This is a genomic window from Sulfurimonas sp. HSL3-2 (genome assembly GCF_039645965.1).
In the GTDB taxonomy this organism is placed as follows: domain Bacteria; phylum Campylobacterota; class Campylobacteria; order Campylobacterales; family Sulfurimonadaceae; genus Hydrocurvibacter; species Hydrocurvibacter mobilis.
In genome coordinates this window covers 225,020-240,812 of the sequence record NZ_CP147917.1, presented here as the reverse complement: position 1 = coordinate 240,812, position 15,793 = coordinate 225,020, and the positions used below count along the sequence as shown (strand labels likewise).

13 protein-coding genes are annotated in these 15,793 nt (G+C 39.1%); 7 read left to right on the top strand and 6 right to left on the bottom strand.

Going from position 1 to position 15,793, the window contains the following annotated elements:
* Positions 1-168 precede the first annotated feature (168 nt).
* The 4 genes from WCX87_RS01330 to nfo all read right to left on the bottom strand — a co-directional run bounded on the left by WCX87_RS01330 (position 169) and on the right by nfo (position 5,564).
* The gene (locus WCX87_RS01330; RefSeq protein ID WP_345980243.1) at positions 169-1,902 is read right to left on the bottom strand and encodes an ATP-binding protein; all 1,734 of its coding nucleotides are present in this window, start codon (positions 1,900-1,902) and stop codon (positions 169-171) included.
* Complete coding sequence (locus tag WCX87_RS01325; RefSeq protein ID WP_345980242.1) at positions 1,899-3,485, bottom strand: long-chain-fatty-acid--CoA ligase; 1,587 nt, start codon at positions 3,483-3,485, stop codon at positions 1,899-1,901. Before WCX87_RS01325 ends, WCX87_RS01330 begins: the two co-directional genes overlap by 4 nt.
* Entirely contained in the window at positions 3,485-4,648 is a 1,164-nt protein-coding gene (locus WCX87_RS01320) for an outer membrane protein transport protein (protein WP_345980241.1), read from the bottom strand. Before WCX87_RS01320 ends, WCX87_RS01325 begins: the two co-directional genes overlap by 1 nt.
* 73 nt (positions 4,649-4,721) lie before the next feature.
* Positions 4,722-5,564 carry a deoxyribonuclease IV gene (gene nfo, locus WCX87_RS01315; protein ID WP_345980240.1) on the bottom strand — a complete coding sequence of 281 codons (843 nt, stop codon included), beginning with the start codon at positions 5,562-5,564 and terminating at the stop codon, positions 4,722-4,724.
* Positions 5,565-5,656: 92 nt separating this feature from the next.
* Here nfo and WCX87_RS01310 point away from each other — a divergent pair, with 92 nt between their 5' ends.
* The gene (locus WCX87_RS01310; protein WP_345980239.1) at positions 5,657-6,160 is read left to right on the top strand and encodes a PAS domain-containing protein; all 504 of its coding nucleotides are present in this window, start codon (positions 5,657-5,659) and stop codon (positions 6,158-6,160) included.
* Complete coding sequence (locus WCX87_RS01305; RefSeq protein ID WP_345980238.1) at positions 6,135-7,574, top strand: methyl-accepting chemotaxis protein; 1,440 nt, start codon at positions 6,135-6,137, stop codon at positions 7,572-7,574. The genes WCX87_RS01310 and WCX87_RS01305 overlap by 26 nt, the downstream gene beginning before the upstream one ends.
* Here WCX87_RS01305 and WCX87_RS01300 read toward each other — a convergent pair.
* Complete coding sequence (locus WCX87_RS01300; RefSeq protein WP_345980237.1) at positions 7,566-8,036, bottom strand: hypothetical protein; 471 nt, start codon at positions 8,034-8,036, stop codon at positions 7,566-7,568. The two genes, WCX87_RS01305 and WCX87_RS01300, sit on opposite strands and share 9 nt — an antisense overlap.
* Before the next feature lies 1 nt (position 8,037).
* Complete coding sequence (locus tag WCX87_RS01295) at positions 8,038-9,054, bottom strand: aldo/keto reductase (RefSeq protein WP_345980236.1); 1,017 nt, start codon at positions 9,052-9,054, stop codon at positions 8,038-8,040.
* A gap of 189 nt (positions 9,055-9,243) precedes the next feature.
* Here WCX87_RS01295 and WCX87_RS01290 point away from each other — a divergent pair, with 189 nt between their 5' ends.
* Genes WCX87_RS01290 through WCX87_RS01270 form a run of 5 tightly spaced genes read left to right on the top strand, consistent with a single transcriptional unit; the run spans position 9,244 to position 15,755 of the window.
* Complete coding sequence (locus WCX87_RS01290; protein ID WP_345980235.1) at positions 9,244-13,254, top strand: hypothetical protein; 4,011 nt, start codon at positions 9,244-9,246, stop codon at positions 13,252-13,254.
* On the top strand, positions 13,254-13,934 hold the full coding sequence (locus WCX87_RS01285) for a hypothetical protein (RefSeq protein ID WP_345980234.1): 681 nt from the start codon (positions 13,254-13,256) through the stop codon (positions 13,932-13,934). Before WCX87_RS01290 ends, WCX87_RS01285 begins: the two co-directional genes overlap by 1 nt.
* Positions 13,934-14,881: a prepilin-type N-terminal cleavage/methylation domain-containing protein gene (locus WCX87_RS01280; RefSeq protein WP_345980233.1), complete on the top strand. Its 948-nt coding sequence runs from the start codon at positions 13,934-13,936 to the stop codon at positions 14,879-14,881. The genes WCX87_RS01285 and WCX87_RS01280 overlap by 1 nt, the downstream gene beginning before the upstream one ends.
* Positions 14,881-15,303 (top strand): type II secretion system protein, encoded by a 423-nt coding sequence (locus WCX87_RS01275; protein WP_345981080.1) that lies wholly within the window; start codon positions 14,881-14,883, stop codon positions 15,301-15,303. Before WCX87_RS01280 ends, WCX87_RS01275 begins: the two co-directional genes overlap by 1 nt.
* Complete coding sequence (locus WCX87_RS01270; RefSeq protein ID WP_345980232.1) at positions 15,279-15,755, top strand: hypothetical protein; 477 nt, start codon at positions 15,279-15,281, stop codon at positions 15,753-15,755. Before WCX87_RS01275 ends, WCX87_RS01270 begins: the two co-directional genes overlap by 25 nt.
* Positions 15,756-15,793 lie beyond the last annotated feature (38 nt).

Here is a 15,793-nt window from a genome sequence, read left to right as displayed (position 1 = left end):
GTTGAAAAAACAGTTGGATGCACTATAGCAAAAAGAGCTTTAAAGCAAGAAGTGTTAATAAAAGAAGATGGTTGAATGTCACAAAGGGAAACACAAAAATTATATTATTTTAACTTTCGTGTCGTTTTGTAACATAAAAATAGAGGCAAATTGAGTCGTTTAGTAATCTTATATCAGGAATCCCATAGATTTTTCGCTATCGAAATTACCGGATTTCTCTTTCTCGATATGGACGATAAAGTCCTCTAATGTAAAAAGAGGATCCTCTTTCACAGCAACGCTGTAAGCAGTATTTTTTATGATCAGATGTATCTGACCACCCGTCAATGAATAGCGTACAAGCTTGTCTACATCAAATCCTTCTTCATAAGGGGCACCATGCGGAAGCATCTTCTTCCACAGTTCACGACGCTGTTTCTCATCAGGTTTTTTGAACTCTATCTTATAATTAAAACGTCTTGAAAATGCTACATCGATGTTCTCAAGCAGGTTCGTCGTAGCGACAAGAATACCTTTAAAGTTCTCGATCTGTTCTAAAAAGATGTTCTGCATCTGGTTATGCATCTGCTCTGCTCCGCCTCCAGGACCGCTTGAACGAGCACTTAAGAACTGGTCTGCTTCATTTAACAGTAGTACCGGCTCCGTTTTTGTCTTTGCTGTTAGCTCATAGTATGTATCAAAGATCTTACGCACATTTTTTTCACTCTCACCGACATACATAGAAAGGATCTTTGAACAGTCAAAACTAAGTACCTGACGTTTTAAGGATTTTGCAAGAGAATGCGCTGTCATAGTCTTTCCTGTTCCCGGTGCACCGTAAAAGATGATACGTGCATCGATGCCGCTTTTTTTATCTTTTACTCCCCATGAGACCAGACGCGCGACCACTTCCTTATCGACTTGGCGCATCAGACTGTGCAGAGTCTCTCTGGTCTTCGGATTAAGGACAACATCATCAAGATTCGTATCAGGATCGATAAGTTCAAAAATATCCTGATCTTTTATCAGCATATCGAGCTTGAGTTTTGTGACCTTTTTCTTCTTTTGAGGGTGGATGATCGACTGAAGGATCTCATCAGTTATATAAAAAGATCTTGATATCCCGCCAAAAGGATTTAACATCTCTTCATAATCGATGATATCTTCGCTTATCAGTTTTGAACCGTCTTCTAAAAGAGAACGGTTTTTGATACGGTCGTAATCGTCAAATGAGATCAGATCAATTAATGCCGTCATCTCTCGTAATGAAGCATCTGTTGCATTATACTCCTCGCGAAGCAGAGCCAAGAAGATGATCTCCTCTTTTTTCTCCAGTTTTTTCTGTTTAAAAAACTTGTCAAGCACTATATCTTCCGCCGTCTGCGCGATACGTTCGGCTATTCTAGTCTCAAGAAGCTTCAACTTGTTTTGGATGCGGTCGATACCGAGTGAGTGTTCATGCACGTTATGACGGATAGAACTCATCTTTTGATACATCTCTATTCTAAAGAACTGATCTTGGAGATACTCTAGATGATCAGCATATGGCTTGACGTCAGGAAGTGACATTTCCAAGCTTCCCTCTTCAAGCAGTTTTAAAAATGATGAAGTAAGTCCTACGACACCCGTTAGAAGTTCAAGGTTTGTAACCTCGCTTATCTTTACGGGAGTGAAACTTCTCTGGTTGATCCATCCAAGTTCCAGCAGCACTTTTATGTCTGCCAAATGGTCAAGATATCTGTACTCTTCCGTACCGTAAAGGTCCTGTAAAACCTCCAATACCAACATATCTTCATTTCCCTGAAGATATTTTTTAACTAGCTGCTGCAAGATTTTTACTTCAGCTTCACTACATTTTAATTGTGCAAATAGTTCACTTTTTACTACATCTTCGTTTTCTATAAAATTAATTACGTTTTTCAAATTTTTCCCTGTTCTCTTAACCGCTCTTTGAGTAGGCGTTTAAGAACCTTTCCTGTTGCTGTTTTTGGTAGATCTTCCACAAAATGAAATGATCTCGGTATTTTAAAATTTGCCAGTCTGTCTTTTAGATCCTGTTTGACCTTCGCCTGTGTTATCTCAGCTTTGTCTACCTCGTCATCTAAAACAATAAATGCTATAGGGATCTCTCCGCTGTGAACATCCTGTTTTGCGACTACGGCACAAAGCTTCACATAAGGAAGATGCATAAGCTCCTCCTCGATTTGGCGAGGATAAATATTTATCCCTTTGGATATTATAATATCTTTTATACGATCGACTATATAAACGAAACCGTCTTCATCTATTTTACCCAGATCTCCGGTACGAAGCCAGCCGTTGATGATCGTCTCATCTGTTGCCTGTGGATTGCCCAAATACCCCTGCATAACACAATCCCCGTGCACGATGATCTCACCGACTTCACCAATGGCGACCTCGACCATCTCATCATCTACAATCTTTATTTCATAACCGGGTAAGGGTCTTCCGACAGAATATGCTTTTTGAAATTTTAGCGTATTTACACAAACAGCCGGTGAACACTCGCTCAGACCATACCCTTCAAGCATCTTCGCCCGCTTAAACACTCTGGTATATCTGTTTAACGTATCTTCGCTAAGTGCCGATGCACCCGATATAAACACGCGTATAGAGTTAAACCATAAAAAATACCAAGGCAGTTTTGCACGGATAAGAGCATTATAAATATCCGGAACACCTAAGAATACTGTCACGCGTTTTAAAAGTGTCTGCTTAATGATATTGCTAAATGGCAGCAGCTTACGGACAATGACAATGGAAGAACTTGAAAAGATCGGGAGAAGCATCATGATCGAAAACGTAAAAGCATGAAACATAGGGAGATAGATAATGAACCTGTCTTTTTGCCGAATATCAAATAACATACTTCCAGCGACAAGATTTGAAAAGATGTTTTTATAGCTAAGCATCGCACCTTTTGGATTTCCAGTAGTGCCCGATGTATAAAATATGACCGCAAGATCATCCAGTTCTTTGCTTACATCTACAGGACACTCCGCATCTAAGCTCTCTTTTTGCGGATGAGAATATTCGACCTTCCCCAAAAGTATGTTGTCTTCATCCATATCGGGTGCTTCATCTATCCAGATCGTCTTTTGAACCGGTGTCGTCTGTGAAAGTCCTTTTGTCTCTTTTTCAAAATTTACAGATGTTATAAGTATCTTCGCTTCACAGTCGTTTAAAATATACTCGTATTCGTCACGCTTTAACATATTATTTATCGGTACGACCACTCCGCCGAGTTTACAAACAGCAAAAACGGATACTAAAAACTCTAAAGAGTTCGGCAGGATCAAAGCCACCCTGTCATCAGCTTTCAGACCGCTGATCTCTAAAAACCTTGCACAAGAATCGACTTTATCCAAGAGCTCTTTATTTGTGATCTTCTCATCATCGATAAAGACCACTTTTTTATTCGGTAGAAGGGCAGCGTTTGAGACTACCATCTCATAAAAATTTTTATATGGATATTTTAATACCATTAAAACTTATACTCCAGACCTGCGGTGAGCAAATAAGCATGTGAATTAGTAAATTTTCCGTTTATTGAGGAGTTATTTACTTCTCTGTCATCTTTTAAAGATACAAGCCCTGCCAGACCGACATTTATAGAGTTCGTAAGGTCATAACGTCCTCCAAGCGAAAAGATCTTTGAATCTGAACCCGGAAGATCGTACCCGAGTGTCTTATTAGGAATCGGTGAAGGATCATAGGCAAAGCCTGCCATTGCAGTAACCTTTTCATACGTATGGGTCACTCCTATACGAACAGTATCTGTATCTTTCCAGTTCTTTACATGAGATCCGCCTAAGACTGTCTCATTTGTCGCATTATCAAAATCAAAATCCAGTTTATCGTAAGCCGACCAGACATTATGTTCTAAAACTGCTTCAAGAGTCGTCGACTCTCCAAAAGTATGTGATACCCCAAGACTTATGATAGCGGGAACCGGTAAAAGAACTTTTACACCGCTGTTTATCGTAGTCGCAGTTGTCGATGTATCACCGCTTAGATGAAGGTCTACTCCCGATCTGTAAGTCAATGCGATATTTGTGTCTTTGTTCGGTTTTAACGTTACTGCCAGATTATATCCCCAGTCAAAGCTCTTCCCTTCCATCTCATAATAAGCATTTTTAACGATACCGTTAGAGTAAATCCCCCTGATACCAAATGCCATACTCAGTTGTTCGTTCAACATATATGCTACAGTCGGATTTATTTCAATAGTTTGAAGTGCAAACTCTTTAGCAGTCGTAGATGCCGGTGCATCACTCCATTTTTTCGACAAGCCTGCAGGACTGACAATAGAAAGTCCAAATCTAAAATTATCTACTTTTGGTGAGACATAATGAAACGTGGGAATAAGAAAGTTTTCGCCTTTTGATGATATATTAACCGTTGCATCCGTACTTTTATAATTTATCTCAGAAAGCCCTACATAGGTCAAGTCGACTTCCATAGTTCCGCCGCTATTATCGCTAAAGACCATATTTGCGGGATTATAATACGCTGCATCGGCGCCGTGTGCGTTTGCAACATAGGCATTTGAAAGTGCTACCGCATTGACCGAGTTTTCCGGTATTTTATATCCTGCTGCCGTCAGTGCAGTCGCTGTTACTATCGATAACAAAGCAATTTTTCTCATTTTCTCATTTCCCCTTCAAATACCTGATAGTTTAATAAAACAAAGTTTAACAAAATATACTATACAAATAGGCTTAATCCATCAAAGAGTATAAAAGTTTTATCTCCTGCGCCCAGATACTCTCATCTATTGTTTCTAAAATAAGCGGAATATCATCCATCCTCTCATCATTCATGATAAATCTGAATGCATCGATACCGATCTTTCCTTTTCCAATGCTGTCGTGACGGTCTACATGTGATCCTAGATCAGGCTTGGAGTCATTTATATGCATCCCTTTTAGGTATTTGAAACCGACGATGTTTTCAAACTGTGCCATCGTGACATCATACGCTTCACGTGTTCTTATATCATAACCTGCCGTAAACATGTGACAGGTATCTATACATACTCCCACACGGCTTTTATCTTCGACTTTATCGATAATATGTGCCAGATGTTCGAATTTCCAGCCAAGATTGCTTCCCTGACCTGCAGTGTTTTCAAGGACAAGCGATACCCCTGATGTTTTTTCAAGTGTTCTGTTCATAGCTTCTGCAATCCTTCCCAGACACTCATCCTCACTTATCTCTTTTAAATGGCTGCCAGGATGAAAATTTAGTCTGTCTAGTCCTAAAAGTTCACATCTTTGGACCTCATCTAAAAAAGCTTCCATTGATTTTGCACGTTTTTCATCATCTGGATGCCCCAGATTTATAAGATATGAATCATGCGGCAATATATGACGAGGAAGTATCCCGCTATCCTCTAATCTCTTCTTAAAAGTATCTATTGTTTTCGTATCAAGTGGTTTTGCATCCCATCTACGTTGATTTTTTGTAAAGAGCGCAAACGCTTTTGCCCCTATTTCCTGTGCATGTGATATGGCATTAAAAACACCGCCACTGGCTGATGTATGTGCTCCTACGTATTTCATTTTTCACCTTGTATTTTGTATTATTAATCTAACTTTATCTATATAAAAAGTTTTTAGGAGTAAAATTCTACCCATATTTTATGGAGAATAAAATGCCAAAACAGACACCAACCAATAATGAGGTCACTTTTCCAGAAGACAACATTATTGTTTCAAAGACAGATACTAAGGGCAGAATCACTTATTGTAATGAACTTTTCATTCAGATGAGCGGTTATTCTGAAGAGGAACTTTTAGACCAGCCTCACAACATTTTAAGGCATCCTGATATGCCGCGTGCGATCTTTAAACTGTTATGGAACACGATTCAGTCAAAAGAGGAGATAAATGCCTATGCAAAAAACCTTTGTAAAGACGGTTCATATTACTGGGTATTTGCAAACGTTACACCGTCATTTGATGAAAAAGATAATATCATAGGCTATTTTTCTGTCAGAAGAAAACCGAAACAGGCTTCTTTAAATATTATCAAAGATCTTTATACAAAACTTCTTCAAATTGAAAAAAGCAGCGGCATGGAAGCATCTATGAAATATCTGCAAGAGTTACTAAAAGAAAAAGGAGTCTCTTATGAAGAATTCATCATCTCTCTCTAAGATACATTATGCCAATGTCGCTATCTTGATCACTGTTTTTGGGACGACAGCACTCACATCGATATTTTACGAATTTCATATTTTGACTGCGACCTTTAATGCCTTAAATATCATTCTGGCACTGCTAATTTATAAATATGTCCAAAAGACCGAAAAAAGTATCGAAAACTCTCAAGAGATCTTTTCAAGTGCTTTACAGGGACATTTTGAGATCCGCGGCACACACATAACTGAGCAAGGTGTTTTGGGCAAATTATCATGGGATATCAATAACTTCATGGATCAGCTAGAAGTCTTTATGAGAGAGGTCAATACGGCCATAGACTACGCTTCAAGAAACAAGTTTTTTAGAAGGGTAGATGCCGAAGGATTGAACTATAACTTCAAAAAAACAGCTGATAAGATAAATAAAGCCATCGACTCAATGGAAGATGAATACAATATGCAAAGAGAGAAAAACTTTTCAGTCGATCTTGGGAAGACAGGTCAACCGCTGGCGATCAGCTTCAGTATGATCCAAAGCCAGCTGGCAGAGGGTGTAAACCAGCTAAATGATACGGCAAGAATGGCAGGTGAGACTGCTATAGCATCAAATCAAAGCATAGACGAGGCGAGTGTTGTCATAGAGAGATTATCTACACTGACACAATATATAGAGAACAACAACTCTGCCGTAGACTCTCTTCAGACCAGAGCAAACGAGATCGGTGAAGTCGTGAACCTGATCAAAGATATCGCTGAACAGACAAATCTGCTCTCTCTTAACGCTGCTATAGAAGCTGCGCGTGCAGGTGAACATGGACGCGGTTTTGCCGTTGTCGCAGACGAAGTGCGCAAACTTGCCGAACGTACTTCTAAAGCAACTGCCGAGATAGGGATCTCTATCCAGACACTTCAGCAGGAAACCGGTTCTATATCTGATTCTGCCGAGATGATGAGCAGTGTCTCAGATGAAGCCACTCATATGATCGAGAGCTTTAAAAGCGTGCTAGACGGGTTTAACGCAAATGCAAATGAGATGAAAATCAATTCACAAGACCTTGAAAGTGCTTTAATGATCACTTTGGCAAAAATAGATCATATTCTGTTTAAATCAGATATTTTCGGCAGAGTAATATCGAGTAAAAATGCGGATAACATAAGTTCACATACTGAATGCAGACTCGGAAAATGGTATGAAAACAAAGGTAAAGAGAAGTTTGGTATGACTCAGTCATACAAAGATATGGCTAAATATCATGCCATAGTACATGACAGTGCCATCACATCGGCAAATATCGCCAAAGACGGCTATAACGAGAAAAACAACCCAACTCTTATCAAAGAGTTTCAGAAGATGGAAAATGCAAGTGAAACTCTGTTTGAACTGCTAGACAAAATGCTTGTCGAGGAAAAATCAAAACAGCTATCTTGATGGAGAGGATATCTTCATCAAGACACCGTTTTTACGGTCTTTAAACCTTATATCTCCATTTTTTACTTCATAATGGATGTCCACATATTCATCTTTAATATCCTGCATAAACCCGTAATCTGAACGTTTAAGATTTTTTCCCTCATATATCTGTTTTCCCAAGATCACGTTTTCCAAAATATCCGCAGGATAATGCTTGCTGAGATATTCTTGATTAAACGAGCTTTTCAGCATACAGCCGTCGTCGACACAGATCATGTTATTTATCTCGATGCTTTTGACAAGGTTGCCCATCTCATACAGATCGATCTTCAAAGCACTCCCGCTGCTGCGGATATACCCAAGGTCTGCATATTTGAGCTGCGCAGATTTTATGACGATGATCTTGGACTCGTTTATCTCATAGTTTTTGATACTGCAGCCGGCAAACAAAAAGAGCAGCGAAAGAAAAACTATCCTCATATCAGCCCATAGGATACAGGATATCTTGATGAACCGCGTCGCAGGCTTTTAACACCTCATCACTCAGTGTCAGCTCCATTGCTGCCAAAGAAGCATCCAACTGTCCGGCGTGTGTCGCTCCGATGATAGTCGATGCCACAAAATCAAACTGTTTAGACCAAGCTATCGCCATCGTCACGGGATCGATCCCAAAATCATGTGCGATTTTGAGGTACTTCTGCGTTGATGCCAATGTCTTCTCATTGACAAATCTTTGCGCCATTACTCTTAGACGGGATTCAGGAGCGTGAATATACTCGGAAAAACGTCCCTTTTCCCCTTTCACTTGATTGTACTTACCGCTTAAGACTCCGCCTGCCAAAGGAGAGTAAGGAAGAAGCGAGATGCTTTCTTTTCTAGCCAAAGTGGAAAGTTCGTCTAAAAACCTTCTGTTTAAAAGCGAAAAGTTGTTTTGTATCGACTCAAAACGGGAGAGCTTTTCATATATTGAGGTCATCAAAGCTTTTGACGTTCCGTATGCTGTGTCGTTTGATGTACCGACGTAACGGACTTTTCCGCTTTGAACAAGCGAATCAAAAGCGCGCAGCGACTCCTCTATAGGCACGACCGTATCGGGCCAGTGCATCTGATAAAGATCGATGTAGTCAGTCCCCAAACGTTTTAGCGAGCCCTCTACGGCACGCTCTATATGGAATCTGTCTATGGCTGTAAGCCCGTGACGCACAGGCGGGACGAACCATCCGTTCGCTGCTCCTGCGACCTTTGAAGCCAGGATGATGCTCTCACGCGGTTTTGTCTTTAACCATCTGCCGACGATCTCTTCTGTGAGCCCGACCGTTTCCTTTTTTGGGGGAATGGAGTAAAGCTCGGCTGTATCAAAAAAATTCACCCCCGCATCATACGCTTTGTCCATGATCTTAAAGGCTTCTTTTTCGTCGCATTGTGAACCGAATGTCATAGTCCCCATACAGATAGGACTCACGCGCAGGCCGGTTTTTCCGATATATCTATGTTTCATCTAAAACTCTTTTTGTATTTCTTATCTCTGTCATTATAACAAAGATAGATGAATGTTTTTTTATAAGTAATATTTAAAGTTAACCTATTGTAAAGGTTATTTGTGATTATAATTAGTAATAGTAAATGTTAAAAGTTTACCGAGCCCCATAGTGTGGTGCTCTGATTTTAACAAAAAAAGGGGTGCATTATGAAAGTATCTTTATCCAGATTCTATTTATTCTTAATATTACTGTCTTATCCATTTTATGCTTCTGCTACTGATTTTACTTGTGCGAATCCAAAAGCTTTTACACCTGTTTACAGTACGAATCTGTATGGAAAACTGATCATTGCAGGAAATACCTCTCTTTGTGCCAACATCGGTGGTGTATGTGGAGATCCTGGTACTTCGACCAATAATAATATCAATATGATGTATAATGATTATGATGATGTAACAGGAACAACGGACAATGCGGCGACAACTTTAAACTCTTCAGCAGCCTATTTAGATATTCCAGCAGGGAAAACGGTAGTATGGGCTGGCCTTGTATGGCAGGGGTATATGGTCAATTGGACTAGTGCGCAAAAAGAAGCCGGTCATAATATAAAATATAAGTTCAGTACCGACTCATACCAGTCAGTCACTAATGCGCAGATGAACTGGGTCTATTTTGACTCTAGCCGTATGTATTATGAAAGCTATGTCGATATAACAAGCTATGTCAACGCTCACGGAGGCGGATACTATTGGGTAGGCGATATTGCGACTACTCAGGGACAGCCTGCCGGCGGTAGTTTCGGTGCATGGGCTATAGCAGTCGTATATGAAGACTATAATGAAGATTTTAAAAATATCACCGTATATGACGGATATCAGGCATTCGCAGGATCCAGCGATATTAACAATGCAATCTCTTATGCAAACGCTAACGGATGTAGTACTTCAAATACCGGAGTAGGAAATCAAGTCGTATCTACTTTATCAGGCTTTTTAACTCCTAAAGACGGTATTGTCGATTCATCTTTAGTCGTATTTGCAGGAGAGGGTGATATCGGTTTGACAGGTGACTCAGGGTCTCTTACAGATGCAAACGGAACGGAACATCCTCTTTTTAACGCACTCAATCCTTCTACAAATATCATGAATGCTACGATATCTAAAGACGGTGTGACAGTCACCTCCGGCTTACCTTATTATTCGCCGAACTCGCTAGGTGCCGATATTGACACTTATGATACAAGTGCTATTCTTTCAAACAAGCAAACGACTACTAATATAAAATTCTCTACGAGCGGGGACGGGTATATGCCCGGATTATATGCTCTGTCAACAAAACTATATGCTCCAAAATTTTGTTATGACTATGCATATAAACAACAAGGTCAATATTTTACCGAAGATAATAATGGTACTGTAGACCCAAAACTATCAAGTGACAAACTACTTGCCGGTGCATTAATACACGAACCTATAGAATTAACCATATACATAAGAAATCTTGTAGAATCGGATATATCTGTTGAAGATATGAACATCAGTGTATTTGATATGAATACATCTCAAGTCACATACATAAGAAATACTACACAGCTAACTCCTATTAATTCTCTCTTGCCACAATCAATACCTGATGCATCACTAACCGTCAATGATGCTAATATCTTAAATATACCGATAGGTACTGTGCCTTCAAGCGGTTATTTTTATCTTTATTACCAAGTAGATCCTCTTACAGCAACATTAGATATGCCAATAAATGTAATCGCTGACTACAATTTGAATGTTGGAACATCGTTGATAAAATATAGTACAAAAATCGGTGGAGCAAAGATGCAGATGTGTTCGGGTGCAAACTTTACATATACACCTGTAAAGGGACGATTTAACGTTGTAAATAACATCTACTATCCATATAGTAATGGTAATTATTATTACAATCTACCGACTGAGATCACATCTAGAGCCGATAATTACACGATCGTATCGTATGATCCGGCTAATTTAGACACTCCAAAAGATATAAACACGTCAGTAGGTGTAGAGCTCATCGATGCGGCTGCTTTTCACGATTCACAGGCATCATGCGATGAGCCTACCAGTGCGATAAGCGATCGTATTTGGATCACATTTAAGAACTCCAGTACAGCTAGTTTTACCGCACAGGATATCATAGACAATATTTTACTGGAGGACCCCCAAGCTGCTGCAAAATTTTATAAAACTGCTAGAGAAAACGTCGCATTCAGAATAAGTTATCCTCCATCAGATGACAACGGGTCAATTATCGTTAAAGAAGATCCTCCCGGCAAGTTTCGTCTAATCAACTTCCCTGGATATGCAGGGAGCAGCTGTGTCCAGCCTGTCACCGCCACGATACACACGGGTGCTGCTGTTCATACAAAAACATATACGCAGGTTCCTGAAGCGTGTGCGAATGCCGGTAGTGCTTCCGCTTCAGCGATGACGCAAGATGAACTGAATGTATGTATGGAATGTATATATGGCCGATATGTCCCCTATACATGTTCAAGAGATAACTTTTCTCTTCGTCCAGAAGCACTTATGATCAAGATAAATGACCAGAATCAATCTAATTCAACTTTAAAAACCAGGCTGGCAGACAATGTATCAGGTGTTGCAGCTCCTGTTAGCTCTGTCCTCAACTTATCTTCTGGATATCAATATGATATGGAAATAACTGCTACAAATCATCTGGATAATACTGCTTCACCAGGGTATACTAAATCTTTTGGATATATAGCGGATGACGATGTTTCATACATCTGGGAACCAAGAGGCGGAGTCGTAACAACAGGCTGTAATGATGATTCAAATAAATCCATATTACTTAGATTTTTAAATGGTTATGTAGATCTAAATTCCTCTGTTGATCAAGTTGGAGACTATAGACTTCATGCTATTGATACAAGTTGGACGAAAGTTGACCACGATCCGACATTAATGTCACATCATACTTCGCCATACTATCTATTAAGTGCTGATTGTAGTCTAAATACCTCAGCGACACAGACAGTAGGAAGTACGACACTAAACGGGTGTAATATAAGCAGTTCTCACAATAATAATGATGCATCATTGCAGTATAATGATTATGACATAACATTTCATCCATATAAATTTGATCTAAGGGCATTATTACCTACATTTGGTATGAATTATGATAGTATTTTTACAACTAATACATTTGTATATATGTCAAATATGTCTGTACCTCAAGATGAAAACATGTCGGTACATTTCAATGGATTTATTAGTGCTGTCGGTGAAAACAATGTGACGGTAAGTAACTTTGTTAATAACTGTTTTGCAAAACCAATCAATATAGATGTTAATAAAACAAACTATACTTTACCGGCTCCTTCTTATGGTTACAGGTATCATGATTTAAACATAACAGGCGGAATAAATTCTACAGCTTCCAATGTAATCAACAATACCTTTGGTCCTATAGCATTAGATAGTTCTCACTTTATAAAAAATATGCTTGGATCAATAAACTCGATATTAAACTTAAATTTTGATAGAAATCTTAGTAAGCCGATAAATCCAAAAACCATCACATTTCATAACTATACGATTGATTGCCAAAACCCTGGAACTGACTGTAGTTTCTCGGCTGATTTAGGGACAAAAACGACGCAAGGAAATTATGCTAAAGATGCAAAAGCATCTAACTTAGACTTAAATCTTACTGTAAAACATTACTACGGTAGAACACATGCACCAAGATACAGATACCCGTCAAATGTTGGAGATGCATTCATATACTATGAGGTTTACTGTGATATTGATGGAAATACAACACTTCTACCAAATGCTCCATCACCAGTCGAAAGTGTTGATGAGCTGGATTGGTTTGATAATGTTCTTCATGCTCGCCTTAGAGATGGTAATATAACCAATGTAACAGAAAGGAAATCGATACCAAAAGTCACCCTAACAGGCATGACATGGACAAATCCAGAACACGCGGTCATCACCTATGACCAAACGGGAGGCTATCCTTACAAGACTACAATGCAAACGAGTTCATCAGGATGGCTCATATATAACAAATATGATAATACGGCGACCACTAATGAATTTGAAGTTGAATTTTATAAACCTGGAGGTAACTGGACAGGTGTAAAAAATACAGATACTACTACGGATTCAAATGCCAGTGAAACTACAAGTAAAAGGATATTTTGGTAATGCGTGCTGCTTTTACGATGATAGAACTGATCTTTGCCATTGTTGTTATCGCAATTACGGTTCTCTCACTGCCTGTTATGTTGAGAGTCAATCAAAATGCGATGGAAAACAATGTAGTCCAAGAAGCTGTATTTGCTTCCTCTGCCAAAATGATGCAAGTACTTAGTTATCCTTGGGATGAACATTCTGTGAATATTCAAAATATCGGTTCATACACAAAAGTTGTTGATATCCCTGGAGGGGCTGCTATTTATGCTAGAAAATATGATTTGTATGGCAATACCAATGCCAACGGAAACTATAGAGTCGGACATATTATTGAAGACGGGCATAGAAGATTTCATAATTATCTCTCACCCAATGCAGCTGTCTCAACAATAAATTCTGATGACAACAATACTGTAGATGCTATTGATGACAGAGGTCAAGCAAACCAACATTTTGAAAATGTTGTAGCAGATAAATCGACCGGCTATAAAAAGGACTATACAATGAATGTTACTGTCAGCTATATCGCCGATACGGGGACTCCTTTTGTATTTCCGTCAGGGGGAAATAACACTCCCTCTAGTATGAAACTTGTGACTGTAGATATCGGTGATACCGATGGAACTTTAACGCTTTTAAGAGCGTATAGCGCAAATATCGGCGAGATCGATTTTGCCAAGAGGAGATACTAGTGAGACGTAAAGCTTTTACTATGATGGAACTTGTATTTGTCATAGTCATCATCGGGATCATTGCAAAATTCGGTGTTGAATTTCTTATTAAAGCGTATGACGGGTATATCTTCTCAACTGTTCAAAACAGACTTCAGTCACAATCCGAGATCGCATTGGAACAGATAGCAAACCGTTTACAATACCGCATCAAATCTTCTGTTATCGTGAGACGTATTGACAATAATGCGTATAGATCACTTTCTGATGCACTAGATATACCTCAAGAAAGGATCTTGGAGTGGGTCGGCTATGATATAGACGGTCTTCGCGGTACTTCAACTCCATTATGGAGTGGATTGATTGATCTTGATGCTGCACATACAACAGCAAGATTAAATTCGCCAGGAACTGATACTGGAGCAGAAAATACTCTTATTTCCAACCTTTCCGGTACAGCAAGCGGTATAAACGATAGTGCCCTCTTTTTTGTAGGTGCTAACAGCTATATAAACGGTTATGGATGGGGTGGAGTCATAACTGATCAAAATCAGACAATGCATCCAATACAATCCTCTGTTGCAGCAAATCTATTTCAAGCAAACACCGGCGCAAACGATTTTGCAGGTCAGGACATCTATGAGTTTTATCAACTTGCGTGGACTGCTTACGCTTTAGTTTACACAGGTGCAGCCGGAACTAATGATACTCCGTATATCGATAGCCTTGATGTAGGGGGAACCCCTGCATATCTTTTTGGTACAAACGGAACAGCTACCCTTCTGGCAACACCCATAAAAAATGTAACAGGTGCAACAAAAAATGGAGATTGGACAAAAACTGCAAACAACACATATAAAGTCAGAGTACATAATGTAGATGTCACTTTTATATATGACCCGGCAACCGGTTCATTTGACTGTGATATCGCTACGCAAGGCGAAATTTGTAGAAGGTTAAGAAATTGATAGTAAGTAATAAAAAAGCATTTACAATGCTAGAATTGGTTTTTGTTATAGTAGTACTTGGGATACTAGCAGCGATCGCAATTCCAAAATTTGCTGCTACGAGAGATGATGCCATAGAAGCAAAAGTCAAAAAACAGATAAATGCCATACGCACATCTATAGAAAGCTTAAGACAGGCTAGAATCCAGGCACTCGGTGGAATGGAAAATAGTAGACAGGGAACACTTACACTATACTATGACTATCAACCGTGGAAGGGTGAAACCTATCAAAATGGGAAAAGTCAGATAATTATGGAGGATGTCGATACTTTCAGATTTCGTTCCGTCGGTGACCTTATAAAGGTCCAATTATGTGTGACCGATTCAAATATATCAACAAGTGGAGGATATTCGATATGCAAAGAAAAAACAGTATTTTAAGATCCTCTGCGAGAAGTGGTTTTGCGATGATAATGGCAATTATTGTTATCGTTGTTTTAACGACCATTATGGCATTAACACTAAACCTTACTTCTCAAACGACAAAACAGACCACAGATCTCTATTTAAGAGAACAAGCTATCCTTCTTGCTAAAAGTGGAGCAGAATTAGCACTTTTAGCAATATCTGGACATGATCGTGGCGCTGGTGGAAATACTAACTGTCTTGGCAATGTTACAGCGGTATATCCAGCAGCTGCGACTCCAATATTTAATATAAATGTTGATATCCGATATATCGGTTTAAACTGTTTAAACGGTTTTAACTATATCAATGCTATTTCAACTCCCGAATCAAACGGTACCGTCTTAATGGATGTAACCGTAACAAGCGTTCCAAGTGTTGCAACTGAACCTATAAGATATTTTAGACGTACACTGCAAAAATTATAATTTTGTAAGCACTTTTAATGATATAATATTAATACTTA